Genomic DNA, 23,245 nt, shown 5'->3' with positions numbered 1-23,245 from the left:
TTCTTTTTCTCATTAGGCATGTTTTCAAATGGCTCCACAGACCCACGATGTGAGTATCAAGCATCAAAGCGTTGCGCGTCGTCCTTATTTCGCGCTGGCTGCCTTGCTGGTCACGCTGGCAGGTTGTGCCTCGATGGCGCCCGATTATGTTCAGCCCGCATCCCCTGTTCCGCACGCCTATCCGGATCTGTCCGCAGGGCAGGCCGAGGCGGTGCGGGCGCGGGACCTGGGGTGGCGTCAGTACTTTAAAGATCCGGTTCTGAGCAAGCTGATTGAAACCGCATTGGCCAATAACCGCGATATGCGAGTGGCCGTGTTACGGGTTGAGGAAGCGCGCGCCGCGCTGAACTTGCAGCGTAGCGAGCGTTTTCCGGCGTTTACGGTGGGCGGTCAGACAGCCCGGTCGCGTGTGCCGGGCGATATGAATCCCTCCGGGCAGGCCGTTACAGGCGGGGATTACCGTGCGCAGATCGGTTTGACCACGTGGGAGCTGGACTTATGGGGACGGGTGCGCAGCCTGGAAGATGCAGCGTTGCAGGGCTGGCTGGCAAGTGAGGCGGGTCGTCAGGCGGTGCATGTGGCCTTGGTCTCGCAAGTAGCCAATAACTATCTGGTCGTGCGCGAACTGGATGAACGCGTACAGATTGCCCGCAAAAGTGTCGAGAGCCGTCAGGAGTCCTATCGTATCTTTTCCCGCCGCTACGAGGTGGGGGCCACCTCCAGGCTGGATGTCACCCAGGTGCAAACCTTGCTGACACAGGCTCAGTCGCTACTGGCTCAACTGGAGCAGCAGCGGGCGGTACAAGTGCATGCCCTGCAGCAACTTCTGGGCGCGGACCCGGGCGTCCCCCTGAGCGGCGCTCCGCTCAACGAGAACGTGATGTTGGCCGAGCTGGCCCCTGGTTTACCCTCGGACCTGATGCTGTGGCGGCCGGATATTATTGCCGCGGAGCATACATTGCGCGCCGCCAATGCCAACATTGGAGCGGCGCGTGCGGCCTTTTTCCCACGCATTGCCTTGACGGGTAGTTTCGGCACGGCTAGCGCTGAGTTGGACGGTTTGTTCGATTCCGGCAGCAAGGCCTGGACATTCGCTCCTACCATTTCCCTGCCTATTTTTGATGGCGGCCGCCGCAGTGCCAACCTGGATGCGGCTTATGTACGCCGTGACATACGAGTGGCGGAGTACGAGAAAGCCATTCAGAGTGCCTTTCGTGAAGTCTCGGACGCCTTGTCGGCGCGTCGCTGGTTAAGTCAGCAGCTGGAGGTCCAATTGGTCGCCCGTCAGGCCCAGACCGAGCGCGCCCGTTTAGCGCAGATGCGCTACGACAATGGGTCGGCTGCTTATCTGGAAGTGCTGGATGCGCAACGAGACTTGCTGGATGTGGAGCAGCAGGTGGTGCAAACGCGCCGCGCACTGCTAGCCAGTCAGATTGCGCTGTACAGCGCCCTGGGCGGTGGCTTGGACCCCGCCGACACCCTGACAAACATTTCTATCCCTTCTCAATCGGATTCATCTTCGAGCCAGTTATGAGCACACCCTCTACCTTGAAAAAAAACATTGTTCCTGTCCTGATTGTTGCCGGGGTTCTAGGCCTGGGTTGGTGGGCATGGCAGAAAATGTCCAATACCGGTCCGGGTGACGGCTTTGTCAGCGGTAATGGTCGTATCGAGGCGACCGAGATTGATATCTCCACCAAGTTTGCCGGCCGTATCCAGAGCATTGAGGCACGCGAAGGCGACTTTGTGAAGAAAGGCGAAGTGCTGGCTGTCATGCAGCAAGACAGTCTGGAGGCTGCCCGTGATGAGGCTGTTGCCGGTTTGCGGCAGGCTGAGAACAATGTGGCCGTTGCGCAGGCCCAGGTGGCACTGCGTGAAAGCGATGCGATTGCCGCCAATGCGATGGTCGGGCAGCGTGAGTCCGAACTGGATGCTGCCCAGCGTCGTCTGGCTCGTTCCACCACCTTGTCCAAAGAAGGGGCCGCGTCGGTGCAGGAACTGGACGATGACCGCGCCCGCGTGCGGGGCGCTCAGGCAGCTGTTGCTGCCAGTCAAGCGCAAGCCAATGCGGCGGTTGCTGCCATCAATGCGGCCAAGGCCCAGTTGATCGGCGCCCAGTCTGCGGTTGAGGCCGCCCATGCCGCGGTTGCCCGCATCGAAGCGGACTTGCGCGACAGTGAGCTGGTCAGTCCGCGCGATGGACGGGTGCAGTTTCGGGTTGCCCAGCCTGGTGAGGTGCTGGGGGCCGGGGGACGGGTGCTCAATGTGCTGGACTTGTCCGATGTGTACATGACCTTCTTTCTGCCTAGTGAAGTGGCGGGCAAGGTGGCCCTGGGCTCCGAAGTGCGTCTGGTGCTCGATGCGATCCCCGATATGCCTGTTCCTGCCACCGTGTCGTTTGTTGCCAGCTCGGCCCAGTTCACGCCCAAGAGTGTCGAGACGGCGTCAGAACGTCAAAAACTGATGTTTCGTGTCAAGGCTCAGATTGCTCCAGAGCTGTTGAAAAAACACCTGGAGCAAGTCAAGACAGGCCTGCCTGGGGTGGCCTGGGTGAAGCTGGACCCCAATGCCAGCTGGCCTGAGTCGCTGACTTCCACCCTGACGGAGTAAACCATGCCCAAGCAGCAAGCGACGGCTGTTGCTCGTGTAACGGAGCTCAGTCAGCGTTATGGCGATACGCTCGCCCTGGACCGTTTAAGCCTGGATGTTCCTGCCGCTTGCATGGTCGGACTGATTGGTCCGGATGGTGTGGGCAAGTCCAGCTTGCTGTCCTTGCTGGCCGGTGCACGCGTGATTCAGGAAGGCCACATTGAGGTACTGGGCGGCGATATGGCAGATAAAAGCCATCGCGATAAGATTTGCCCGCGCATTGCCTACATGCCCCAGGGGCTGGGCAAAAATTTGTACCCCACCTTGTCGGTGGAAGAGAACCTGCAGTTTTTTGGCCGTTTATTTGGGCACAATGCCGCCGAGCGCCGCCGCCGGATTGACGATCTGACACGCAGCACGGGACTGTATCCTTTTTTGACGCGCCCGGCTGGCAAGCTCTCGGGTGGCATGAAGCAAAAGTTGGGGCTGTGTTGCGCGCTGATTCATGACCCGGATTTCTTGCTGCTGGACGAGCCCACCACCGGCGTGGACCCCCTGGCCCGCAAACAGTTCTGGGACCTGATCGAGCGCATACGACGTGAGCGCCCAGGCATGAGCGTGATTGTGGCCACCGCCTATATGGATGAGGCTCAGCGCTTTGACTGGCTGGTGGCCATGGATGATGGGCGGATTCTGGCAACGGGTTCACCCCGGGAATTGCTGGAACGCACACAGAGCAAAAATCTGGAGCAGGCTTTTATTCGCCTCTTGCCCGAGGACAAGCGTCAGGGCCACCAGGAGGTTGTGATACCACCACTGGATGTGGATGCGAACGATATCGCCATTGAGGCCGAAGGACTGACCATCCGTTTCGGCGACTTTACCGCCGTGGACCATGTATCGTTTCGCATCCGGCGTGGCGAGATTTTTGGTTTTCTGGGCTCGAATGGTTGCGGCAAGTCCACCACCATGAAGATGCTGACGGGCCTGCTGCCGGCTTCAGAGGGTCAGGCCTGGCTGTTTGGTCACGAAGTCAATCCCAAAGACATCGATACCCGCCGTCGTGTGGGTTACATGTCGCAGGCGTTCTCCCTGTACGGCGAGCTGACGGTTCGACAAAACCTGGTGCTGCATGCCCAGCTTTTCCACGTTCCTGATGACCAGGTGCAAGCGCGTGTCGCTGAAATGGTGGAGCGCTTTGAGCTGGGCCAGATTCTGGATCGCCTGCCCGATGCCATTCCGTTGGGCATGCGTCAGCGCCTGTCTCTGGCGGTGGCGATGGTCCACAAGCCCGAGCTACTGATTCTGGATGAGCCAACTTCGGGGGTGGACCCGGTGGCTCGCGACAATTTCTGGCGTTTGTTGATCGAGCTGTCCCGACGGGACAAGGTCACCATTTTTATTTCCACCCACTTCATGAACGAGGCCGAGCGTTGTGACCGCATGTCCATGATGCATGCCGGTAAAGTGCTCGATAGCGACACGCCCGCCAATCTGGTGAAAAAACGGGGAGCGGCCACGCTGGAGGAGGCTTTTATCGGCTACCTGCTCGAGGCCAGTGGCCCCGAGCCGCAGGCCGAGCCCGCGACCGAACAGACGACGCTTGTCGAAGCGCCCGAGCAGCAGGAGCATCAGGAGCGTTTCAGTCTGCAGCGTCTGTTGAGTTACACCTGGCGCGAAACGCTGGAGCTGCGCCGTGATCCGGTGCGGGCAACCCTGGCTCTGGCCGGTTCCCTGATTCTTCTGTTTGTGATGGGTTTTGGCATTACTCTGGACGTGGAGGATTTGCGCTATGCGGTACTGGACCGTGATCAGACCAGCATCAGTCAGAACTACGCCTTGAATCTGTCAGGGTCGCGCTATTTTCTGGAGCAGCCGCCGCTGACGGATTATCAGGATCTGGACGATAGAATGCGACGCGGCAAGATTGCCCTGGCCATTGAGATTCCGCCGGGCTTTGGTCGCGATGTGTTGCGTGGCCGCAATCCTGAAATTGCCGCCTGGGTGGATGGCTCCATGCCCACCCGTGCTGAGACCATCCAGGGCTATGTGAAAGCCATGCATCAGCAGTGGCTGATTACGCAGGCCAAAGAACGTTTGGGAGCAGGGGCGCTGGTGACGCCCGCCAGTATCCAGGACCGCTACCGTTACAACCCCGATGTCAAGAGCCTTCCTGCGATGGTTCCGGCCGTCATTCCTGTGCTCTTGTTGATGTTGCCGGCCATGCTGACCGCGCTGTCTGTGGTACGTGAAAAAGAGCTGGGCTCCATCATCAATCTCTACGTGACCCCGGTTACGCGCGTGGAATTCCTGCTGGGCAAGCAGATTCCCTATATTGGCCTGGCGATGGTCAACTTTTTGTGCATGTGCTTGCTGGCCATCACGATATTCGATGTACCCATCAAGGGCAGCTTTCTAACCCTGAGTCTGGCGACCTTGATGTTTTGCGTGATTTCGACCGGCATGGGGCTGCTGGCTTCTACCGTGACTCGCAGTCAGATTGCCGCCATGTTTTTTGCCATGATTGGCACCATGCTGCCCGCCACCCAACTGTCCGGCTTGCTGAATCCGGTGTCCTCTATGCAAGGTCTCAGTCGCTGGGCGGGCGAGCTTTACCCTGCCACGCATATGTTCAACATCAGTCGTGGGGTGTTTAACAAGGCCTTGACCTTCTCAGACCTGCATGGCGCCCTGTTTGCCTTGTTGCTGGCCATCCCGGTGGTGTTGGGCGCTGCGGTCATGCTGCTCAGAAAGCAGGAGAGCTGAGATGAGAAAACTCAAGAATGTACTGTTGCTGGGTCGCAAGGAGCTCTGGAGTCTATGGCGTGATCCCATGATGCTGCTGCTGATTGTGTACGTGTTCTCGGTCTCGATTTACACCTCGGCCACTGCCCAGCCGGAAACCTTGAACAATGCGCCTATCGCAATTGTGGATCAGGACCAGAGCCCCTTGTCGGCCCGTATTGCGTCGGCCTTTTATCCGCCGGAGTTCATTCGCCCGCACATGATCGAATACGGCGAAATGGATTCGGGTATGGACACTGGGCAGTTCACTTTTGTGTTGAACATTCCTCCCAATTTTCAGCGCGATGTCCTGGCGGGGCGTAGCCCCGAGGTGCAGCTCAATATTGATGCCACTCGCATGAGCCAGGCCTTTACCGGCAATAACTATATCCAGCAGGTGGTAATGGGTGAGGTCAACGAATTCGTGCGGCGCTACCGCAGCGTTGACACCTTGCCGGTGGACCTGGCCTTGCGTGTCCGCTTTAACCCCACGTTGGAAAAAGCCTGGTTTGGCAGTATTGCCGAAGTCATCAACTCGGTTGCCATGCTGTCCATTATTCTCACCGGGGCTGCCCTGATCAGAGAGCGCGAGCACGGCACCATTGAACACTTGCTGGTGATGCCCGTCACGCCGGGCGAGATTATGGCCTCCAAAGTGACGGCCATGGGGCTGGTGGTTCTGATCGCCACGGCTGCATCGCTCAAGTTTGTGGTGCAAGGTCTGCTGGGTGTGCCGATTGAAGGTTCCATTGCGCTGTTTCTGTGCGGCGCAGTGCTGTGTCTGTTTGCCATGACTTCCATGGGTATCTATCTGGCGACCTTGTCGCGCAGCATGCCCCAGTTTGGCCTGTTGCTGATGCTGACCCTGCTGCCCATGAACCTGCTCTCGGGCGGGCGCACGCCCCGTGAAAGCATGCCTGAAATTGTGCAGCATCTGATGCAGCTTGCCCCCACCACGCATTTTGTGTCGTTAGGGCAGGCCATTTTGTTCCGTGGTGCCGGTATTGAAACGGTGTGGCAACCCTTTTTGGCCCTGTTGGTGATCGGGACGGTTTTGTTCGTTCTGTCGCTACGGCGTTTTCGTAACACCATCTCTCAGATGGCTTGATGGACTGGGCCCCGTCAGGGGGCACTTTTTTCCTTTAAGGAGATTTCGATGAGCATGGAGACACTTCCCCTGGACCTGTACAAGGCCAATGTCGAGCTGCAATTGCGTATCACGCGCCTGTTGCAGGAGGGCGGTCACCGCTGGCTGGAGTCCGTACAGAAAAGCAGCCTGAGAAGCGTGGAGCAGACCACGGCTGAGATTGAGAACTTGCTGCAAACCGGCAACTGGCAGTCGTTGGCAACTCTGCCGGCCGACACGTTCTGGCGTCTGTTCCAGCACGGGGTCAATGACAGCCAGGCCATCAACCAGCTGGCTATTGAGAACCAGACCAAGTTCACCTCCGGTTTGCAAGAAGCGCTGGAAGCCTGGCAAAAGTCGGTGCTGGCCGTGGTCAGCGAGACCAGTGCTGCAGTACCGGTCATGGATATTTTCAAGCAGTGGGGCGCGCCTTGGGCAAATGCTGCCAGCGCCTCTGACACTCAAAAGGGAGCATAAGCGGTATGTCTACGGTTAAACGCACGGCGTTGGTGACGGGAGGGATGGGCGGTCTGGGTCAAGAGATCGCCCGTGCCCTGCATGATGCGGGTCATCGGGTACTGGTGACCCACTCGCGCAGCGAGGCCGATGCCCAGGTCTGGCTCAAGGAACAGGCCGAGGCCGGTTATGAGTTTCAGGGCTATCACGTTGATGTTGCCGATTTCGAGTCTTGCCAGCAGATGGCCCAGGCCATTGAAAAGGACGGCCAGCACGTTGACATCCTCATCAACAATGCCGGCATTACCCGTGACGGCACTTTTCGCAAGCTGAGCAAGGACAAGTGGGACGAGGTCTTGCGGGTCAATCTGGACTCGGTGTTTAACGTGACCAAGCCCTTTATCGATGGCATGCTCGAGCGCGGCTGGGGCCGGGTGATCAACATCTCCTCCATCAACGGCAGCAAGGGACAGTTTGGCCAGACCAATTATTCGGCTGCCAAGGCGGGCATGCATGGTTTTACCAAGGCGCTGGCACAGGAAGTGGCACGCAAGGGTGTGACCGTCAACACCGTCTCTCCCGGCTATCTGGCCACGAAGATGGTCATGGCGGTGCCCGAGGATGTGCGCAACAGCATTATCGCGGGCATTCCGGTGGGCCGTTTGGGACAGCCCGAGGAAATTGCCGCGTTGGTGACCTTTATTGCCAGCGAAGCGGCTGGTTTTATGACAGGCAGTAACGTCGCCATGAATGGCGGCCAGCATATGTACTGATCCTGACGCTGACCACTGGCTGCCTGTAGGGGGCCCGCTTGTCGGGCCTGTGACTTAGGAAAGGAATGGATATGCACAAAGATATCGCGATTCTTGCCGCGACCCGTACCCCCATCGGCCGTTTTCAGGGGGGGCTGTCCACGGTGCCCGCCCACGATTTGAGCGCCCAATTGATTCGTGCCGTGCTCCAGGCGACGGGCGTAGCCGCCGATCAGATTGACGAGGTCATTCTGGGCCAGGTCCTGACCGCCGGCGCAGGCCAGAATCCGGCCCGTCAGGCTGCCGTGAATGCGGGTCTGCCCTACGAGGTGCCCTCCATGTCGCTCAACAAGCTGTGTGGTTCGGGCTTGAAGGCGGTCCATCTGGCGGCGCAGGCCATTGCTGCAGGTGACGCCGATCTGGTTCTGGCCGGTGGACAGGAAAGCATGAGTCTGGCCCCGTTTGCCGTTCACAAGGCGCGTACAGGTTTGGGCCTGGGCCATGCCATGATGGATGACACCTTGCTGCGTGATGGTTTGACAGACGCGTTTCACAACTACCATATGGGCATTACGGCAGAAAATCTGGCCGAGCGTTACGGCATCAGCCGCGAGCAGCAAGATGCGTTTGCTCTTGAGTCCCAGCGCAGAGCCGTGGCTGCCCTGCAAGCGGGACGTTTCAAGGAAGAAATCACCCCGATTGAGGTGCCTCAGCGTAAGGGTGACCCGCTGCGTGTGGAGACCGATGAGCAACCTCGTGCGCAAACCACGCTGGAGTCGTTGGCCAAATTGCGCCCTGCCTTCAAGAAAGAGGGCACCGTCACGGCGGGCAACGCCTCAAGCATCAATGACGGTGCCGCCGTGCTTTTGCTGGCCAGCGCCGACAAGGCCAAGGCATTGGGCCTGCCCGTATTGGCATGGGTTCGGGGCTGGGCCAGCACCGGGGTAGATCCAGCCATCATGGGGATTGGCCCTGTGTCGGCCAGCCGCAAGGTCTTGAAGCAGGTAGGCTGGGACCTGAACGAGCTGGACCTGATCGAGGCCAATGAAGCCTTTGCCGCCCAATCGCTCGCCGTGGCCAAGGATTTGCAGTGGGACATGAACAAGGTCAATGTCAATGGTGGGGCCATCGCTTTAGGTCACCCCATTGGTGCATCGGGCGCCCGTGTGCTGGTCACCTTGGTTCATGAAATGCGTCGTCGCGGTGCGCGTAAGGGGCTTGCCACCTTGTGCATTGGCGGCGGTCAAGGTGTGGCTATCGCTATTGAGGCCGCATGAACCGGTAGCAGAATGAAGGGAGAAGATGATGACAGATAAGTCTCGTGACGACAGCACGGCGTGGTCCCCTTGGATGATGAATCCCTGGAACCTGGGTCAGACCGTCTCCTCGTACTGGGTGGATGCCTGGCAGCGCGCCATTTTGTATGCCGATATCGAACGTCAGGTCGGGGACCAGTACCAGGCCCAACGTAAGATGAACGTGCCCAATGTGCTGAATTTTCCGGCGGAACTGGTCATGTCGGGGCTGACGCTTCCCCGACCCGTCAACTATCTGATGGTACGGATTGTGCCGCCCGACGATCAGCCTACCGTCCCTGGCAAGCGCCCGTTTCTGGTGGTGGACCCCCGGGCCGGGCATGGGCCGGGTATCGGTGGATTCAAATCCGACAGCGAAATTGGTGCTGCGCTCAAAGCGGGGCACCCTTGCTATTTTGTGGGCTTTTTACCTGACCCTGTCCCTGGCCAGACGGTCGAGGATGTGATGCGCGCACACGCCGCCTTCGTCAGCAAGGCAGCCGAGCTGCACCCCGACAGCCAGGGTAAGCCGGTGGTCATTGGCAATTGTCAGGCTGGATGGCAGGTCATGATGGCCGCCGCGGTCTGGCCGGATCTGTTTGGACCGTTGATTCTGGCTGGCGCCCCGCTGTCTTATTGGGCGGGGCGCAATCCCATGCGCTATGCCGGCGGTTTGCTCGGGGGCAGTTGGCTGACCGCCCTGACCAGTGATGTGGGGCATGGCCGTTTTGATGGTGCGTGGCTGGTCAAGAATTTTGAGAATCTGGACCCTGCCAATACCTTGTGGACCAAGCAGTACCACGTTTACGCCAAGGCGGACACGGAGGCTGAGCGCTACATCGGCTTTGAGAAATACTGGGGCGGTTATGTGTTTCTGAATGATGTGGAAATGCAGTACATCGTGGACAACTTGTTTATCGGCAACAAACTGTCCACGGCTCAGCTTCTGACCTCGGACGGCATTCGCATCGATCTGCGCAATATCCGTTCGCCCATTGTGGTGTTCAGCTCCTTTGGCGACAACATCACGCCACCGGCCCAGGCACTGGGCTGGATCACGGACCTGTATCTGGACGATGACGATGTGCGCAGCCATGACCAGACCATCGTGTTCACCACGCATGATCGTATCGGCCACCTGGGCATTTTTGTATCGGGCAGTGTGGGCAGCAAAGAACACCGCAAGTTTGCCAGCACCATCGATCAGATTGATCTGTTGCCCGCTGGCATTTACCGGGCCACGGTAGAGGAAACTCCGGGCGACGACACCTTGCTGAATGATCCGTATCTGATGTCAGTGCGCCAGAGTGGTCTGGCTGAAATCGCGCAGATTGTGCAGCCGGACCCCGAGTCGGACCGTCGTTTTGCCGCTGCTGCGCGTCTGTCCGAGATTAATCTGGCTTTCTACAAGAGCACCTTGCAGCCTTGGGTCAAGGCTCTGTCCACGCCGTATAGCGCCGCCTTGCTGGAGGCCTTGCATCCTATGCGCCTGTCTTACGAGTCCTGGACCAGCGCTCACCCTTGGGCGGACACGATTCATAAATGGGCCGAGAATATTGCCCAGCAGCGTCAGGCGGTGGACCAGGACAACCCCCTGCTGCAAGCGCAAGAGAATTTCTCGCAGGCCATGGAACGGGCTCTGGATAACTACCGCGATCGTCGTGACAGCATCTATCAGATCTGGTTTGACACGGTGTATGGTTCGCCTTTGCTGCTGGCCCTGGCCGGTCACGCCCCCGGTGATTCGACGCCGGCGCGCCCGCATCCGGGTAGTTCACCCGAGCATCTGGCTTTTGTCCGTGAGCAAATGCACAGACTGGACGGTCTGCTCAATGAAGGCGGTTTGCTGGAAGCCGCGCTGCGCGGTTTGTTCCATATTGCCAAACAGCGCAATAGTGTGGACGAGCGTTATCACCATGCCGCCATGCGCTTGCGCGAGCAGTACGATGCCGGCAAGTTTGATATTGAAAAAATGCGTGCCGCGATTCGCGAGCAGGCCTTGGTGCTGGCCCATCATGGCCATAAGGCGGTGGAAGCGATTCCGCACTTGCTGAGCAGACATACGCCGGAGGAAATTCGTCTGGTGGCGTCCCTGATCAAGAAGCTGATCAGTGCGATTGATGAGCAGGATGCGGCACCTGCGGCGGTGGCCAAGGCCTCGCAAGAGGTGCTGGATTTGTTCGAGACGGCGGCCCGGCAGCGGGAGCAGGCAGAACAGTCCGTACCGCTTGAAAGCACACCGCTTGCAAGGACAGCAGCCACGCCGGTAGCGAAGGCGACGAGCGAGACAGTGCCCGGGTCCCCGCCCGGTGCTATGTCGACACCACTGGCTCAAACTGGGGCAGGTATTCCGGTGAAAAAGACCGCAGCGGGCACCAAACTGGCGCCTGAAGTGGCTGCGCCCGCGGCTGCCCAGTCTGGTCCTGAAGTGGCTGCTGCAGTTGTCGCCAAACCCGCGCCTGAAGCGAGAGCTTCCGCGGCCCCCAGGAGCGCGACCAAAACGACGCCGCAAACTGCCAGCCGTGCTACCCGGACCGCAGCACCCGGAAAGGTGGCGGGCAAGTCCGCTGCCACGGGTCGCAGCACGGCCAAAGGACGGACGCGCAAATCCTGAAACTGGGTGCGCATGACATTGTGACGGAGTGCCGAGTATGAAACATTCATGCTCTGGCCGTGCTGTGTGGATGAGGGGTGCGGCGTTGCGTGTTATCGCTGCCACGGTGTGTTAGGTGGCGCAAAACAATGTTTGCTGATGAAAGAAAGACCGGCGCCCGTGACTGGGCGCCGGTCTTTCTTTTGGGCCTGCAGGCCGGCCGCTTAGGAGGGTCTTGCTGGTCAGGATGGCGACATCCAGATCTGCCGGAGTTGACCGGCGTCATTCAGCGGCTGGAGAGCACAGGGGGTCTGCTGATACCGGCGTGCTGGTGTGAAAACCCTGCCCCGTCTGACCAGGCGTATAGAGGGGGCAGGGGGCAGCTTAAGGCTTCAGAACGGGCTGGTGTCCGGCCATGGGTTTCATCGATTCCACGGCGTAGGCAACATTCAGGATGCGTGCTTCTTCAAAGGCGGGGCCGATGATTTGCAGTCCTACGGGCATACCGTTGGCAATACCGGCGGGCACCGTGACGGCCGGTAGACCAGTCAGGTTGCTGGGGCCGGTAAAGCGGATGCCTTCGTCGATGAAGTCCAGCGTTTTTCCATTAATGTTGACGGTATCGACGCCAATGTCGGGCACCTGGCAAGGCAGGGTGGGAGCGATGATGACGTCTACGTCGCTGAAGGTGCCGGTAAATTGCTGTTTAAGGGCGCGGCGTACTTGCTGGGCTTGCAAATAATCGATGCCGCTAAACAGCTCACCGAGTTCAAACAGGAAGCGAATGTCACCGCCGAAATCGTTGGGACGTTTGATCAGGTCCTGGTGGTGGATGGTCGCAGCCTCGGTCAGGCTGACGGCCAGCTCGGCCCATTCGGAATAACGCAGGGCAGGCACGGTCAGAGGGATGACTTTGGCGCCCTGTTTTTCCAGGTCGGCCAGGCGCTCGCGGATGACTTTTTCAATGCCCGAGTCGACGTTTTTGAAGAAGTAGTCCTCAATGATACCGATGCGCAGGCCTTTGACCTCACCGTTCAGGGCGCTCAGGTAGGAGCCGACCGGGACGTTGGCGCAGGTTGGGTCGCGCGGATCAAAGCCAGCAATCACTTCCAGCATGGCAGCGGCGTCGGCCACGGTTTTGGACATGGGGCCGACGTGGTCCAGGGTCCAGGCCAGCGGGTAGACGCCGAACTTGCTCACACGCCCGTGGGTGGGCTTCAGACCGACGATACCGCATGCGGCGGAGGGGATACGGATGGAGCCGGCCGTATCAGTGCCCAGGGTGTTGTAGGAACTGTGTGAGGCCACGGCAGCGCCCGAACCACCGCTGGAGCCACCGGGCACACGGTCTGGATTCCAGGGGTTATGCACGGGGCCAAAGTGAGGGTTGTTGTTGTCGATGCCCCAGGCGTATTCGTGCATGTTCAGCTTGCCGGTAAAAATTACGCCGGCATCGCGCAGCTTGGTGGCAACTGTTGCGTCGTCCTTGGAGACGAAATCCTTGTGGATTTTGGAGGCCATGGTGGTGACCTCGTTGGCAAAGTAGATATTGTCTTTCAGGGCCAGCGGCACGCCATGAAATACGCCCTTGTACTTGCCGGCCATGATGTCTTGCTCGGCTTGACGCGCGCTTTGGCGCGCCTGCTCGGCGGTGATGGAAATGTAGGCGTTGGTCTGCGGGTTCGACTGATCGATGTAGGCCAGCAGGTTGTCAGTGACTTCGACAGGGGAGACCGCCTTGGTGCGCAGTTTATCCGCCAGTTCAATCACGCTGAGTTCAAGCAGTTCCTTATTCATGGTGGTCCCCTCCGGCCAGATGCTTGATCGCGAGGTCGGCATCGTCGATGGCGATCCCTTCCAGATTGCCCTTCATGGCCTGAATTTCACGCCATTTGGTCTCCAGCTTGGCCAGATGCTCGGGGCTTGGGTGTATCCCTTTTGCAGCCAGGGTGTCTTTGACACTTACAGTCATTTGTCCTCTCCTTATCGTTGTCAAAACCGTGCATGCGCAAATGACGCGCACAAAAAAAGCCCCACCCCTTGTGCAAAGGGAGTGAGGCTTTATTGCCTGCATGTCGCTGGCAACTTTGGCAGCGCATGCATCTGTTTTGGCAGACTCAGGTGTCTGCTTATTTAATCTACAAAATCCCGGCCGTGAAAAACACTAGGGTTTTCCAGCGGACAGAAGAGGGTTTATGGCGTGCTCGTGTTTTGCTGCCAGCGCAGATACGCATTACGGGTCTGTGCACAGACGGACTCCAGAACCTTTTGATGCGTGACTTTATGGCGTGCCAGCAAACGCGCATCGGCCACTGTGCGAGATTTGCAGAACCAGTGGCAACTGTGTTGGAACAGGTACAGTTCTGCGGACAGATGAAATGCCCGGCTTTTGGGGTCCCACTGCTCCCCATTGTCTGCCACATGGCGCAGTCCGGCGGCATGAATCTGCAAAAGCTGACGAAAGTCCCGTGTCATGGAGGGGAGAAGGCGTTCGACATAAGGCACACAGAAAGGCAGCATGCCCATTCGGGTGCTTTCGGCCGGTTCCTTTTGCAGTAGATCTGCCAACGATTGAACCTGGCTTGCTACGGCATTTTCCGTCTGCGCAAACATTTCCAGAACCTGACGCTGGCGCGAGGGGTCCTGTTCACCGATGGCGCGGGCATAGCCTTCTGTCAGCGTTTCCATGTGACGCTCCAGCTGGAAACTGCTCAAGTGGCGGCCCAGCAAGATAATGCGCCCGCGTTGATAGCGTGCCCGCAGCAAGTGCAAAGCAATGGCGGCGGCCAGAAGAAGTAATACCGTGTCCATCTTTAGAGTGTCCGTTCAGAGCCAGGCGTCTTGTTGCGTTTCCTGGCGGTGGGAAAGCCTGGTCTATAGAAAACTTCTGCCAAGAAGAGTCGGCCATTGTATATCGTCATTCTTTATCCTTGTTTCCATTCTCTGAGGATTGACCAGAGTAAAGGCCAGGATAAGAGCTTGGTTCGTCCCGCTTGGCCTCATAAAAAAGCGCCCTCATTGATAGGGGGCGCTTTGTGGTATTGCTGTCAGAGATCTGTAGTCACGCAGGCCGGTAATGAGGCTGATGCTGCCTGCTGATTGCACTTCTGCCCTGAGGCCGTCCTGTTTGTGTTCAGGCCTTGCTGACGGCTGACAGGGCTGGGCGCTTGATTGACTGCGCCTGCTCCTGATTGATCTGACGCACCACCAGCAACATGCACAGCGCCGAGACGATAATGCAGGGAATGGCCGAGCTGATTACGCCCGCAGCACCATAGCCCTGGCTGAGCAGCATGCCTGCAATGGTCGGACCCAAGGTGGCACCGATGCGGCCTACTGCAGCGGCGGTGCCGACCCCTGTGGCACGCACGGCGGTGGGGTAGACAATGCCGCCAAAAGCATACAGGACGCCTTGGCAACCAATGACAAACGCACCCGTCAAGGCGGCGGCCCAATACATCTGTCCCAAGCCCGATGCTCCGTTCAGACTTAACAGGCCAGCCAGAATGCCACCGTACATCAGCGCAATGACCAGCGCCTTTTTCCAGCGGTCGGTCAGATAGCCCAGCAGGACCGTACCCAAGGTTGCGCTGACCATGAACCAGAATTGGGCGGTGCTGCCTTGTTTGCGGCTAAAGCCCAGCTCCTGAAACAGCGAAGGCAGCCAGCTCAGCATCAGATACACCACCATCAGCGTGAAAAAATAGCTGACCCACAAGAGCAGGGTGCGGGTGGCCAAACCATTGCTGAACAGATCTTGGAAGCGTCCCTGAACTGCGGTTCGGCTTTCTCGTGCCTGCAGAAACTCGCGTGATTCAGGCAACAGCCACACCATGACAGGGATGACCAGCAGGGGCAGCAGACCGCCCAGATAAAAGATGTTTTTCCAGTTTTCCCCGAAGTTGGAGGCAGCGACCAGCGACAAAATGGCTGCCCCCACCGGCATGCCCGCATACATCATGCCTACCGCACGGGCACGGTGTTCGGGCTTGACCGACTCGGCGGCCAGAGTGATCAGGTTGGGCATGGCTGCGCCCAGGCCAGCCCCGGCCAGAAAACGTACCATCAGGAGGATAGCCAGGCTGTTGACCCAGGCAGTGAACAGGGTAAACAGGGCAAATACGGCGACCGAGGCAATCAGCACGGCTTTGCGCCCGTATTTATCTGCCCAGCGCCCGCCCATCAGTGAACCGGGCAGCAGCCCCAGAATGCCTGCACTCAGAAAGTAGCCCTGATAGGTTTTATCCAGTCCGAACTCCGCTGCCACGCCTTTCACGGCGATGCCGGCGGCCTGAATGTCCATGCCTTCGATAACAGCGATCAGAAAGCAGATCGCTACGGTAAGGACCGCATGCTTGCGGCCATGGGTTTGTGTCATTGCAATGTCTCCTCGGTTGACCGGGACGTTTTTTTATTGCTTCTGCGACCTGCCCGCCCCGAATTCAGGGCGCAGAAATCCGCTCACCGCGCGCTAAAGCGGCGGTGAGTCGGGGTAGAGTTTTTTTTTCGATTTTTTGGAATCAGGCCGTCGCGGCTTGTCGTTGCAGCAAGTCCAGAGCCACGTCCACAATCATGTCTTCCTGGCCGCCAACCATGCGACGCTTGCCCAGCTCGACCAGAATGTCCACGGTTTTCAGACCGTATTTCTGGGCGGCTACTTCGCTGTGACGCAAGAAGCTGCTGTACACACCGGCATAGCCCAGGGCCAGGGTTTCGCGGTCTACGCGCACCGGGCGATCCTGCAAGGGGCGCACAATGTCGTCCGCTGCGTCCATCAGGGTGTACAGATCCGTGCCATGGTTCCAGCCCATGCGTGCGGCGGCAGCAATAAACACTTCCAGCGGCGCATTGCCGGCTCCGGCACCCATGCCCGCCAGGCTGGCATCAATGCGGTCGCAGCCTTCCTCCACGGCCACAATGCTGTTGGCCACACCCAGAGACAGATTGTGGTGGGCGTGAATGCCGGTTTCGGTTTCGGGCTTGAGCACATCCTTGAAAGCGCGGAAACGGTCGCGCACATCATTCATGTTCAAGGCCCCGCCCGAGTCGACCACGTAGCAGCAGGTGGCCCCGTAGCTTTCCATCAGCTTGGCTTGTTCGGCCAGATGTTGAGGCGTGGTCATGTGGCTCATCATCAGAAAGCCCACCGTATCCATCCCCAGATTGCGGGCATATTCGATGTACTGCTTGCTGACGTCAGCCTCGGTACAGTGTGTGGCCACCCGCACAATGCGGGCACCGGCGTCATAAGCGGCTTTCAGATCGTGGATGGTGCCAATGCCTGGCAGCAGCAAGGTGGCAATCCTGGCATGGGTGACAACCGAGGCCACCGCCTCAATCCATTCCAGATCGGTGTGTGCGCCAAAACCATAGTTGAAGCTGGAGCCACACAGCCCATCGCCGTGGGCGACCTCGATGGAATCGACCTTGGCCTGATCCAGGGCACGGGCAATATCCATGGCGTTTTGCACGCTGTATTGGTGACGTACGGCGTGGCTGCCGTCGCGCAGCGTCACGTCGGAAATAAAAAGCTTTTTGTTGGGATCGTGTGCCATTGTGATGTCCTTGCGTGTCATGCGGTTTGCGTCAGCAGGCGGGTTTGAGCCAGACGCTCGGCGCAGGCCAGCGCGGCGCTGGTCATGATGTCCAGGTTGCCGGCATAGGCGGGCAGATAGTGGGCCGCGCCTTCTACCTCGATAAACACCGAGGTTTTCAGACCCGAACGCCATCCGAGGCCAGGCACATTGATGGGCTTGTCCTCGGGGATCACATCGAACTGCACTTTTTGCTTGAGGCGGTAGCCAGGCACATAGGCCTGAACCTTGGCGGCCATGCGCTCAATGGACTGTTCGATTTCCGCTTCTTTGCCCGGATCGCTGAGGGTGTAGACGGTATCGCGCATCAGCAAAGGTGGCTCGGCCGGGTTGAGCACAATGATGGCCTTGCCCACGGTGGCGCCGCCCACCACCTGCATGGCTTTGCTGGTGGTCTCGGTAAATTCGTCAATATTGGCACGGGTTCCGGGACCGGCTGATTTGGATGAGATCGAGGCAATGATCTCGGCATAGTGCACGGGGGTGACCTGCGAGACTGCCGCAATAATGGGCACGGTGGCTTGTCCGCCACAGGTGACCATATTGATGTTGGAGGCGTCCAGATTGTCGTCCAGGTTCACCACCGGGATGGTGTAGGGGCCGATAGCCGCTGGTGTCAGGTCAATGACCTGAATGCCGTGCGCCTGCAGGACGGCATTGTGACGGGCGTGTGCCCCCGCGCTGGTCGCATCAAATACGATGCGAATGTCCTTGAAGTTGGGCAGCTTCAACAGCCCATCCAGTCCTTCGTGGGTGGTGGGCACGCCCAGGCGGGCCGCACGGGCCAGACCATCGGAGGCGGGGTCGATTCCGACCATCGCGCCCATTTTCAGGTGTTTGCTTTGGCGCATCACCTTGATCATCAGGTCGGTGCCGATATTGCCCGAGCCAATGATGGCGACGGCAATGCCGTTGGGGTTTGTCATGTGTGTTACTCCGTACAAAGAGGACTTAGCCTGCGCTGAAGGTGACGGATACCGAGCCCAGGCCCTCGATCACGGCTTCAATGTGATCACCGGGGGCGACGGGGGCCATCGGGCCCAGGGCTCCGGTCAGAATCAGATCGCCGGCTCGTAGCGGTTCGCCCAGCTTGGCCATGGTGCGGGCCAGCCAGGCGGCGGCGTTGAAGGGATGCCCCAGACACTCGGCGCCACTGCCGCTGGAGGCCAGCTCGCCATTGCGATGCAGGCTCATGCGCGCGGCGCGCAGGTCCAGACCGTTCAGGCGACGGGCAGGGCCGCCCAGCACGTACAGGCCGCTGGAGGCGTTGTCGGCCACGGTATCCACAAAGCGGATATCCCAGTTGGCAATGCGGCTGCCCACGATCTCCAGGGAGGGCATGACCCAGCCTACGGCCGCGGCGACATCGCCAAAGCCGGTGTCGGCGTGGGGCAGATCGCGCTCCAGCACCAGAGCAATTTCGGCTTCAATCTTGGGTTGCAGCACACGTTCAATGGGGACAGTCTCGCCATCGCCATAGGCCATGTCGGCAAACAGGGCGCCAAAGTCGGGTTGCGACACGCCTAGTTGCTGCTGGACCTTGGGGTTGGTCAGGCCGATCTTGCGGCCCGTCAGGCGACGACCTTGGGCTAGTCCACGGGCAATGTTGATGCGCTGTATGGTGTAGGCTGCCTCGGCATTATCTTCACCAATCAGGCTGCGAATCGGGTCTATGGACTGATTGCTGCTCTCGGCCTGGCGCAGACGGCTGGCCAGGGTATCGAGCAGATCGCTGGATGCCTTGTTCATCTCAACGCTCCAGGAAATCCAGAACCAGCTGGTTGAATTTCTCGGCATGCTCCCACTGCGCCCAGTGACCGCACTGGTTGTAGACGTGCAGCTCGGAGTTGGGAATGCCTGCCAGCAGACGCAGGCCGGTATCGAAAGGTACAACCCGGTCCTGACGGCCCCAGATGATCAGGGTAGGGGCGGTGATGCTGGGTAGACGAGGGCTGAAGTCGGGGAACTGGCGGGGATTGGCTTCCAGGGACTTCAGGAAGTTGTCCAGGTGGTCCTTGCGGCTGAGCATATTGTTCAGACGGGCCTGCAGCAGCTCGTCGGTCAGCACGCTGGCGTCGAATACGAACACATTGTTAAAGCGCTTCAGGTTCTCCAGCGTGGGTTCGCGGTACAGACCGTTCAGCAGCTTGATGCCCTCGCTGGGCATGGGGGTAAACAGGCTCATGCCACCTGTGCCGCCGCCCATCAGAACCAGCTTGGCCACGCGCTCGGGCCAGGTCAGGGCAAAGGCCACCGAGCTATGGCCACCCATGGAATTGCCCAGCATGTGAATTTTGTCTATGCCCAGCTGGTCAATAATACTTTTCACCACACGGGCGTTCAGGTCGGAGCGCGAGCCGCTGTTGACGATGGAATCGCTCTTGCCCCAACCAGGACAGTCGATCAGCAAAACGCGGTAGCCAGCCTGGGTCAGCGGCTCAATATTGCGATTGAAGTTGGCCCAGCCGGTAGCACCGGGGCCCGAGCCGTGCAGCATGACAACCGTCTGTTCGCCCTGACCCAGATCGTTGTAATGGATGCGCAGTTCCTTGCCTTCCTCGACCACGGTCGCGAAACGGCTGTAATCAGATTCATTCAGACTCATGACAATCTCCTGGTATTTTTGGGTGGTGGATTTCAGTTCTTGCGCGGATGGGCGGACAAGCCGCCAAAGCCGGCAATCCACTCGGGAATTTCTCGGTAATAGCGGTGCGCCGCTTCATAGGGGCCATAGGCCGACAGACCCGCGAAAGCAGCCACCCAGGTCTTGACTTCGTGGGCGCTGCGGCCTGCCAGGGCGGACACGTCGTCGTTGGCGACCTCATCGAGCTGGGCATAGCTTTGCGTTTGCAGCAGATCCAGAAATTTCTGGTCCCATTCGGGGTTGAGCGGATGCAGAACAGAAGGGTCCCGGGTGAAGGCTCTGCCAGCATCGATCGTGCGTTGTGTGCGGGCGGCACGGGCTTCGGGCGAGAGCGTGTAGCCTTCGCCATCCAGCGAGCGTCGCACGGCATCGGGGGCTTCGGCGTAGACGGGGACGGGAGGTTGATGCGACAAGCCGCCCGAACCGATCCACAGCACACGCTTGCCCGTGGAGCGGGCCCATTGGCCGATGGCCTCGCCCAGCAAACGGGCACGTTTGAAGGTGGGCAAGGGGGCTGCCACCGCGTTAATGAAAACGGGAATGACCGGGTAATGGTCCAGACTGCCCACCAGATGTTCCAGCGGGTAGGCGGCACCATGATCCAACTGCATATCGTGTGAAATGGCTACGTCCACGCCGCTATGGATGACATGGGTGGCACATTCCGTGGCCAGCTCGAAGGGCACGTCCAGGCGTCCGGCCAGGCTGTCAAAGTCGCCAATCGCATGCGCGCCGGTGCCGATGCAAAAGCTGGGCATGACGTTGTAGAAAAAGCCGTTGAAATGATCAGGGGTGAACAACACGATCAGATCAGGCTTGAAGGCAGCGACCCGTTCGCGGGCCGCTTTTTGTACCGCAAACACTTCGTCCAGGACGGCTTGGGCCGGATCGTGATGACCCAGCAAAGGCGTGTGTGAAAGACACTCCAGGTGTGCCAGCATGTCAGTCTCCTGATTCTGATTATGGGTGTGCAGGGGCAGCCGCCTCGTCCGTCAAGGCGGCATTGGTGGCTTGGCTGCGTGTGGTCTGCGTGATTTGTTTGGCCAGATTGCGCAGGTTCTGGGCAGTGTCGTTCCAGACCTCCAATGGGAGGACGGCGCGGTGTTCGATCAGCTCTTTGAGCGGGCGCATGTCGCGGCCTTGGTTGACGGTGATGGCGCCGCAGATGGCACCTTCCGGGTCCAGGCCAATCAGGACAAAGGGGGGCATGTCCAGTGTGCCGCGCAACACCCAGTGGGCAGCGGCCATGTCTCCGGCAAACTGAATGTTCAGGTCGCATTGATCGGTCCAGAACCAGGCAGGGCAGGGCTTGGCGTGTTCCTGGTTCAGCATGTGGCAAACGGCCATGCTGGCCTGCCGATTGGCGTTTTCCCAGGTCTCCTGTCTTTGCCAGCGGCCATCCAGACCGATTTGCACCGTAGTGTCGCCCGCCGCATAGATATTGGGCTGAGAGCTTCGACCATGCTCGTCAATCACGATTGCACCCTGCTCGGTGTGCAATCGCGCACTGTCGGCCAGACGGGTGTCAATGCTCACGCCCACGCCATAAATCAGCAGCTCACCTTGCAGTTGTTCGCCATTGTCCAGCGTCAGTACCACGCGCTGCTGATCGTTCAGTCGGGCGTTGTGGACGCGGGCACCGAGGTGAAAGCGCACGCCGCGAGCCTCATGCACGGACTGTAGATACTGACTGAGGACTTCGGGCGCGTTGCGCGACATGATGCGGCTGGCCGGATCGATCAGTTCCACCGTGGCACCCAAAGCGACCAGGCTGGATGCCAGTTCCAGGCCAATGACACCGGCACCGACCACCAGCACATGGCTGCCAGGTTTGAGCTGAGCGCGAATGCGGTGGGCATCGTCCAGGGTGCGCAGAACATGCGACACCGACCCCAACGCGTCCAGTTCGGGCAGGCGTCGGGCTTGTGCCCCAGTCGCCAGCAAGAGGCTGTCGTATCGCAGGGTTTCGCCGTTGGACAGGGTGATGCAGCCTTGCTGAGCGTCAATCGCTTCGGCACGGATACCCAATTTCAGGCTGATGTTCTGTTCGCTGTAAAAGCTGGCCGGATGCAGGTTCAGCTGCACATTGTCCGGGTCCAGCAAGGCGTCTTTTGACAGGGGTGGGCGCTCGTAAGGTAAGTGAGGTTCCTCACCGACCAGGGTGATCTGTCCGGCAAATTCTCGGCGGCGCAGTTCAGCAGCAGCCGTGGCACCGGCCTGTCCCCCGCCCACAATTACAATATGAGGTGTCTGCATCACAGCTCCAGTCCACCGGCCACATTGCGTATGCCGCGTACTCCCAGACCTGCGTCGGCATTGATCATGACGCCGGTCAGTGTCTGGTTGTTCTGGCGCGAGGCCAGTAGCACAAAGGGGCCGGTAAATTCTTCAGGTTCAGGAAAGAATTGCAGGGGCAGGATCGCTTTGATGGCCTCGGGCGAGCGCGAGTCCATGATGCGGGTATCTTGCTGGCCCAAGGCTTGGGGGCCACGCAGATCGGTTTTCATACCGCAAGGGCCTACGCCATTCACACGAACTTTAGGGGCCAGTTCAAAAGCCAGTTCGCGGATCAGACCGACCGCGGCATGTTTGCTGGCGGTATAAAGCGGGCCACCGCCTTCGGCGTAAAAGGCCGAATTGCTCAAGGTGAAAATCATGCTGCCGCAGGATTTGACCAGTTCGTCGGCAGCGGCCTTGGCACCGAGCAGATAGCCTTTGACGTTGATGGCAAAGAGCTCGTCAAAGCCTTTGTCCAGTTGCTCCATACTGGTGTTGATCAGCCGTGCGCCGTGGTCCCAGACCGCAGCATTGCCAATAAAGCAGTCCAGCTTGCCAAAGCGGGCCACCGTGGCCTTCACGGCGTTCTGGTTGTCGGCTGCGCTGCACACATCACCCTGGACGGCCAGCACCTTGCCGCCGAATTTCTGTTCCAGATCGGCGCATTTTTCTGCCGAGCGCTCCAGCACGGCCACGGATGCGCCTTCTTTCAGAAAGCGCTCTACCAATGCCAGACCCAGGCCGGAGCCGCCGCCGGTGATCAGGGCCACCTCGTTTTGCAGCCAGCCGTTCATGCCTGGGCCTCCAGATCGATATAAACCATGCCTTCGCTGATGATCACCGGATAAGTGCGTAATGCTTCGGTGGCCGGCTGGCACAGGGCAGCGCCCGTTTTCAGACAGAAACGGGCAGCGTGCAGCGGGCACTCCACGGTGCCGTCGTCCTCGATATAGCCTTCGGACATGGACGCGTTGCCGTGTGTGCAACGGTCATCCGTCGCATAGAAGGTGCCATTAATATTGAACAAGGCAATCTGGCGGTCGGGGGTGTCTATCTTCAGTGCCTCGCCATCGGCCAGGGCACCGGTTTCACATGCGGTAATGCGTGTCATATCAATCAACATCGGAAGGTGAGC

Annotated in this window: 20 protein-coding genes; 8 read left to right on the top strand and 12 right to left on the bottom strand. The window is 59.3% G+C overall.

Annotated elements, in window-relative coordinates:
- Positions 1-28 precede the first annotated feature (28 nt).
- The 8 genes from RSQ48_RS13010 (at position 29) to RSQ48_RS12975 (ending at position 11,616) form a co-directional block, all read left to right on the top strand.
- Positions 29-1,534, top strand: a complete 1,506-nt coding sequence (locus tag RSQ48_RS13010; RefSeq protein WP_003803222.1) for an efflux transporter outer membrane subunit — start codon at positions 29-31, stop codon at positions 1,532-1,534.
- Positions 1,531-2,610: an HlyD family secretion protein gene (locus RSQ48_RS13005; RefSeq protein WP_415301868.1), complete on the top strand. Its 1,080-nt coding sequence runs from the start codon at positions 1,531-1,533 to the stop codon at positions 2,608-2,610. Before RSQ48_RS13010 ends, RSQ48_RS13005 begins: the two co-directional genes overlap by 4 nt.
- 3 nt (positions 2,611-2,613) lie before the next feature.
- The gene (gene rbbA, locus RSQ48_RS13000) at positions 2,614-5,355 is read left to right on the top strand and encodes a ribosome-associated ATPase/putative transporter RbbA (protein WP_415301867.1); all 2,742 of its coding nucleotides are present in this window, start codon (positions 2,614-2,616) and stop codon (positions 5,353-5,355) included.
- 1 nt (position 5,356) lies between these two features.
- Positions 5,357-6,481, top strand: a complete 1,125-nt coding sequence (locus RSQ48_RS12995) for an ABC transporter permease (protein ID WP_003803229.1) — start codon at positions 5,357-5,359, stop codon at positions 6,479-6,481.
- Positions 6,482-6,535: 54 nt separating this feature from the next.
- Entirely contained in the window at positions 6,536-6,976 is a 441-nt protein-coding gene (locus tag RSQ48_RS12990) for a phasin family protein (protein WP_230406189.1), read from the top strand.
- A 5-nt stretch (positions 6,977-6,981) separates the two neighbouring features.
- Entirely contained in the window at positions 6,982-7,728 is a 747-nt protein-coding gene (gene phbB, locus RSQ48_RS12985) for an acetoacetyl-CoA reductase (RefSeq protein WP_039943686.1), read from the top strand.
- Between the two features lie 71 nt (positions 7,729-7,799).
- Positions 7,800-8,984 (top strand): acetyl-CoA C-acetyltransferase, encoded by a 1,185-nt coding sequence (locus RSQ48_RS12980; protein ID WP_003803235.1) that lies wholly within the window; start codon positions 7,800-7,802, stop codon positions 8,982-8,984.
- A 28-nt stretch (positions 8,985-9,012) separates the two neighbouring features.
- Positions 9,013-11,616 carry a DUF3141 domain-containing protein gene (locus RSQ48_RS12975; RefSeq protein WP_131070817.1) on the top strand — a complete coding sequence of 868 codons (2,604 nt, stop codon included), beginning with the start codon at positions 9,013-9,015 and terminating at the stop codon, positions 11,614-11,616.
- Between the two features lie 363 nt (positions 11,617-11,979).
- Here RSQ48_RS12975 and RSQ48_RS12970 read toward each other — a convergent pair whose 3' ends face one another.
- From RSQ48_RS12970 to hcaC, 12 genes are all read right to left on the bottom strand, one after another.
- The gene (locus RSQ48_RS12970; protein WP_003803238.1) at positions 11,980-13,392 is read right to left on the bottom strand and encodes an Asp-tRNA(Asn)/Glu-tRNA(Gln) amidotransferase GatCAB subunit A; all 1,413 of its coding nucleotides are present in this window, start codon (positions 13,390-13,392) and stop codon (positions 11,980-11,982) included.
- On the bottom strand, positions 13,385-13,567 hold the full coding sequence (locus tag RSQ48_RS12965; RefSeq protein WP_003803240.1) for a hypothetical protein: 183 nt from the start codon (positions 13,565-13,567) through the stop codon (positions 13,385-13,387). The genes RSQ48_RS12970 and RSQ48_RS12965 overlap by 8 nt, the downstream gene beginning before the upstream one ends.
- 221 nt (positions 13,568-13,788) lie before the next feature.
- The gene (locus RSQ48_RS12960) at positions 13,789-14,406 is read right to left on the bottom strand and encodes a hypothetical protein (protein WP_003803243.1); all 618 of its coding nucleotides are present in this window, start codon (positions 14,404-14,406) and stop codon (positions 13,789-13,791) included.
- Positions 14,407-14,728: 322 nt separating this feature from the next.
- Complete coding sequence (mhpT, locus tag RSQ48_RS12955) at positions 14,729-15,973, bottom strand: 3-(3-hydroxy-phenyl)propionate transporter MhpT (RefSeq protein WP_003803244.1); 1,245 nt, start codon at positions 15,971-15,973, stop codon at positions 14,729-14,731.
- 142 nt (positions 15,974-16,115) lie between these two features.
- The gene (gene dmpG, locus RSQ48_RS12950; protein ID WP_003803248.1) at positions 16,116-17,150 is read right to left on the bottom strand and encodes a 4-hydroxy-2-oxovalerate aldolase; all 1,035 of its coding nucleotides are present in this window, start codon (positions 17,148-17,150) and stop codon (positions 16,116-16,118) included.
- A gap of 17 nt (positions 17,151-17,167) precedes the next feature.
- Positions 17,168-18,115 carry an acetaldehyde dehydrogenase (acetylating) gene (locus tag RSQ48_RS12945; RefSeq protein ID WP_003803250.1) on the bottom strand — a complete coding sequence of 316 codons (948 nt, stop codon included), beginning with the start codon at positions 18,113-18,115 and terminating at the stop codon, positions 17,168-17,170.
- A gap of 25 nt (positions 18,116-18,140) precedes the next feature.
- Positions 18,141-18,938, bottom strand: a complete 798-nt coding sequence (gene mhpD / locus RSQ48_RS12940; protein ID WP_219235018.1) for a 2-keto-4-pentenoate hydratase — start codon at positions 18,936-18,938, stop codon at positions 18,141-18,143.
- 1 nt (position 18,939) lies between these two features.
- A complete protein-coding gene (locus RSQ48_RS12935; protein WP_003803253.1) occupies positions 18,940-19,794 on the bottom strand; it encodes an alpha/beta fold hydrolase in 855 nt (284 codons plus the stop codon).
- A gap of 32 nt (positions 19,795-19,826) precedes the next feature.
- The gene (locus RSQ48_RS12930) at positions 19,827-20,774 is read right to left on the bottom strand and encodes a 3-carboxyethylcatechol 2,3-dioxygenase (RefSeq protein WP_415301866.1); all 948 of its coding nucleotides are present in this window, start codon (positions 20,772-20,774) and stop codon (positions 19,827-19,829) included.
- A gap of 19 nt (positions 20,775-20,793) precedes the next feature.
- Positions 20,794-22,089, bottom strand: coding sequence for a 3-phenylpropionate/cinnamic acid dioxygenase ferredoxin--NAD(+) reductase subunit (hcaD, locus tag RSQ48_RS12925; protein ID WP_415301865.1), 1,296 nt, complete (start codon positions 22,087-22,089; stop codon positions 20,794-20,796).
- The gene (hcaB, locus tag RSQ48_RS12920; RefSeq protein WP_003803259.1) at positions 22,089-22,904 is read right to left on the bottom strand and encodes a 3-phenylpropionate-dihydrodiol/cinnamic acid-dihydrodiol dehydrogenase; all 816 of its coding nucleotides are present in this window, start codon (positions 22,902-22,904) and stop codon (positions 22,089-22,091) included. The genes hcaD and hcaB overlap by 1 nt, the downstream gene beginning before the upstream one ends.
- The gene (gene hcaC / locus RSQ48_RS12915; RefSeq protein WP_003803262.1) at positions 22,901-23,221 is read right to left on the bottom strand and encodes a 3-phenylpropionate/cinnamic acid dioxygenase ferredoxin subunit; all 321 of its coding nucleotides are present in this window, start codon (positions 23,219-23,221) and stop codon (positions 22,901-22,903) included. Before hcaC ends, hcaB begins: the two co-directional genes overlap by 4 nt.
- Between the last annotated feature and the right edge of the window lie 24 nt (positions 23,222-23,245).

This window comes from Alcaligenes sp. SJTW-7 (assembly GCF_047716895.1).
Taxonomy (GTDB): domain Bacteria; phylum Pseudomonadota; class Gammaproteobacteria; order Burkholderiales; family Burkholderiaceae_B; genus Alcaligenes; species Alcaligenes ammonioxydans.
This window is presented reverse-complemented; position numbering and strand designations above follow the sequence as displayed.

Bases quoted from the DNA above. Each gene is read 5' to 3' on its own strand.
- RSQ48_RS12975 (WP_131070817.1), top strand. From the start codon at position 9,013: ATGACAGATAAGTCTCGTGACGACAGCACGGCGTGGTCCCCTTGGATG.
- RSQ48_RS12990 (WP_230406189.1), top strand. From the start codon at position 6,536: ATGGAGACACTTCCCCTGGACCTGTACAAGGCCAATGTCGAGCTGCAA.
- hcaD (WP_415301865.1), bottom strand. From the start codon at position 22,089: ATGCAGACACCTCATATTGTAATTGTGGGCGGGGGACAGGCCGGTGCC.
- RSQ48_RS12965 (WP_003803240.1), bottom strand. From the start codon at position 13,567: ATGACTGTAAGTGTCAAAGACACCCTGGCTGCAAAAGGGATACACCCA.
- mhpT (WP_003803244.1), bottom strand. From the start codon at position 15,973: ATGACACAAACCCATGGCCGCAAGCATGCGGTCCTTACCGTAGCGATC.
- RSQ48_RS13005 (WP_415301868.1), top strand. From the start codon at position 1,531: ATGAGCACACCCTCTACCTTGAAAAAAAACATTGTTCCTGTCCTGATT.
- RSQ48_RS12945 (WP_003803250.1), bottom strand. From the start codon at position 18,115: ATGACAAACCCCAACGGCATTGCCGTCGCCATCATTGGCTCGGGCAAT.
- RSQ48_RS13010 (WP_003803222.1), top strand. From the start codon at position 29: ATGGCTCCACAGACCCACGATGTGAGTATCAAGCATCAAAGCGTTGCG.
- RSQ48_RS12970 (WP_003803238.1), bottom strand. From the start codon at position 13,392: ATGAATAAGGAACTGCTTGAACTCAGCGTGATTGAACTGGCGGATAAA.
- rbbA (WP_415301867.1), top strand. From the start codon at position 2,614: ATGCCCAAGCAGCAAGCGACGGCTGTTGCTCGTGTAACGGAGCTCAGT.
- RSQ48_RS12930 (WP_415301866.1), bottom strand. From the start codon at position 20,774: ATGCTGGCACACCTGGAGTGTCTTTCACACACGCCTTTGCTGGGTCAT.
- dmpG (WP_003803248.1), bottom strand. From the start codon at position 17,150: ATGGCACACGATCCCAACAAAAAGCTTTTTATTTCCGACGTGACGCTG.
- phbB (WP_039943686.1), top strand. From the start codon at position 6,982: ATGTCTACGGTTAAACGCACGGCGTTGGTGACGGGAGGGATGGGCGGT.
- RSQ48_RS12980 (WP_003803235.1), top strand. From the start codon at position 7,800: ATGCACAAAGATATCGCGATTCTTGCCGCGACCCGTACCCCCATCGGC.
- hcaC (WP_003803262.1), bottom strand. From the start codon at position 23,221: ATGACACGCATTACCGCATGTGAAACCGGTGCCCTGGCCGATGGCGAG.
- RSQ48_RS12960 (WP_003803243.1), bottom strand. From the start codon at position 14,406: ATGGACACGGTATTACTTCTTCTGGCCGCCGCCATTGCTTTGCACTTG.
- hcaB (WP_003803259.1), bottom strand. From the start codon at position 22,904: ATGAACGGCTGGCTGCAAAACGAGGTGGCCCTGATCACCGGCGGCGGC.
- RSQ48_RS12935 (WP_003803253.1), bottom strand. From the start codon at position 19,794: ATGAGTCTGAATGAATCTGATTACAGCCGTTTCGCGACCGTGGTCGAG.
- mhpD (WP_219235018.1), bottom strand. From the start codon at position 18,938: ATGAACAAGGCATCCAGCGATCTGCTCGATACCCTGGCCAGCCGTCTG.
- RSQ48_RS12995 (WP_003803229.1), top strand. From the start codon at position 5,357: ATGAGAAAACTCAAGAATGTACTGTTGCTGGGTCGCAAGGAGCTCTGG.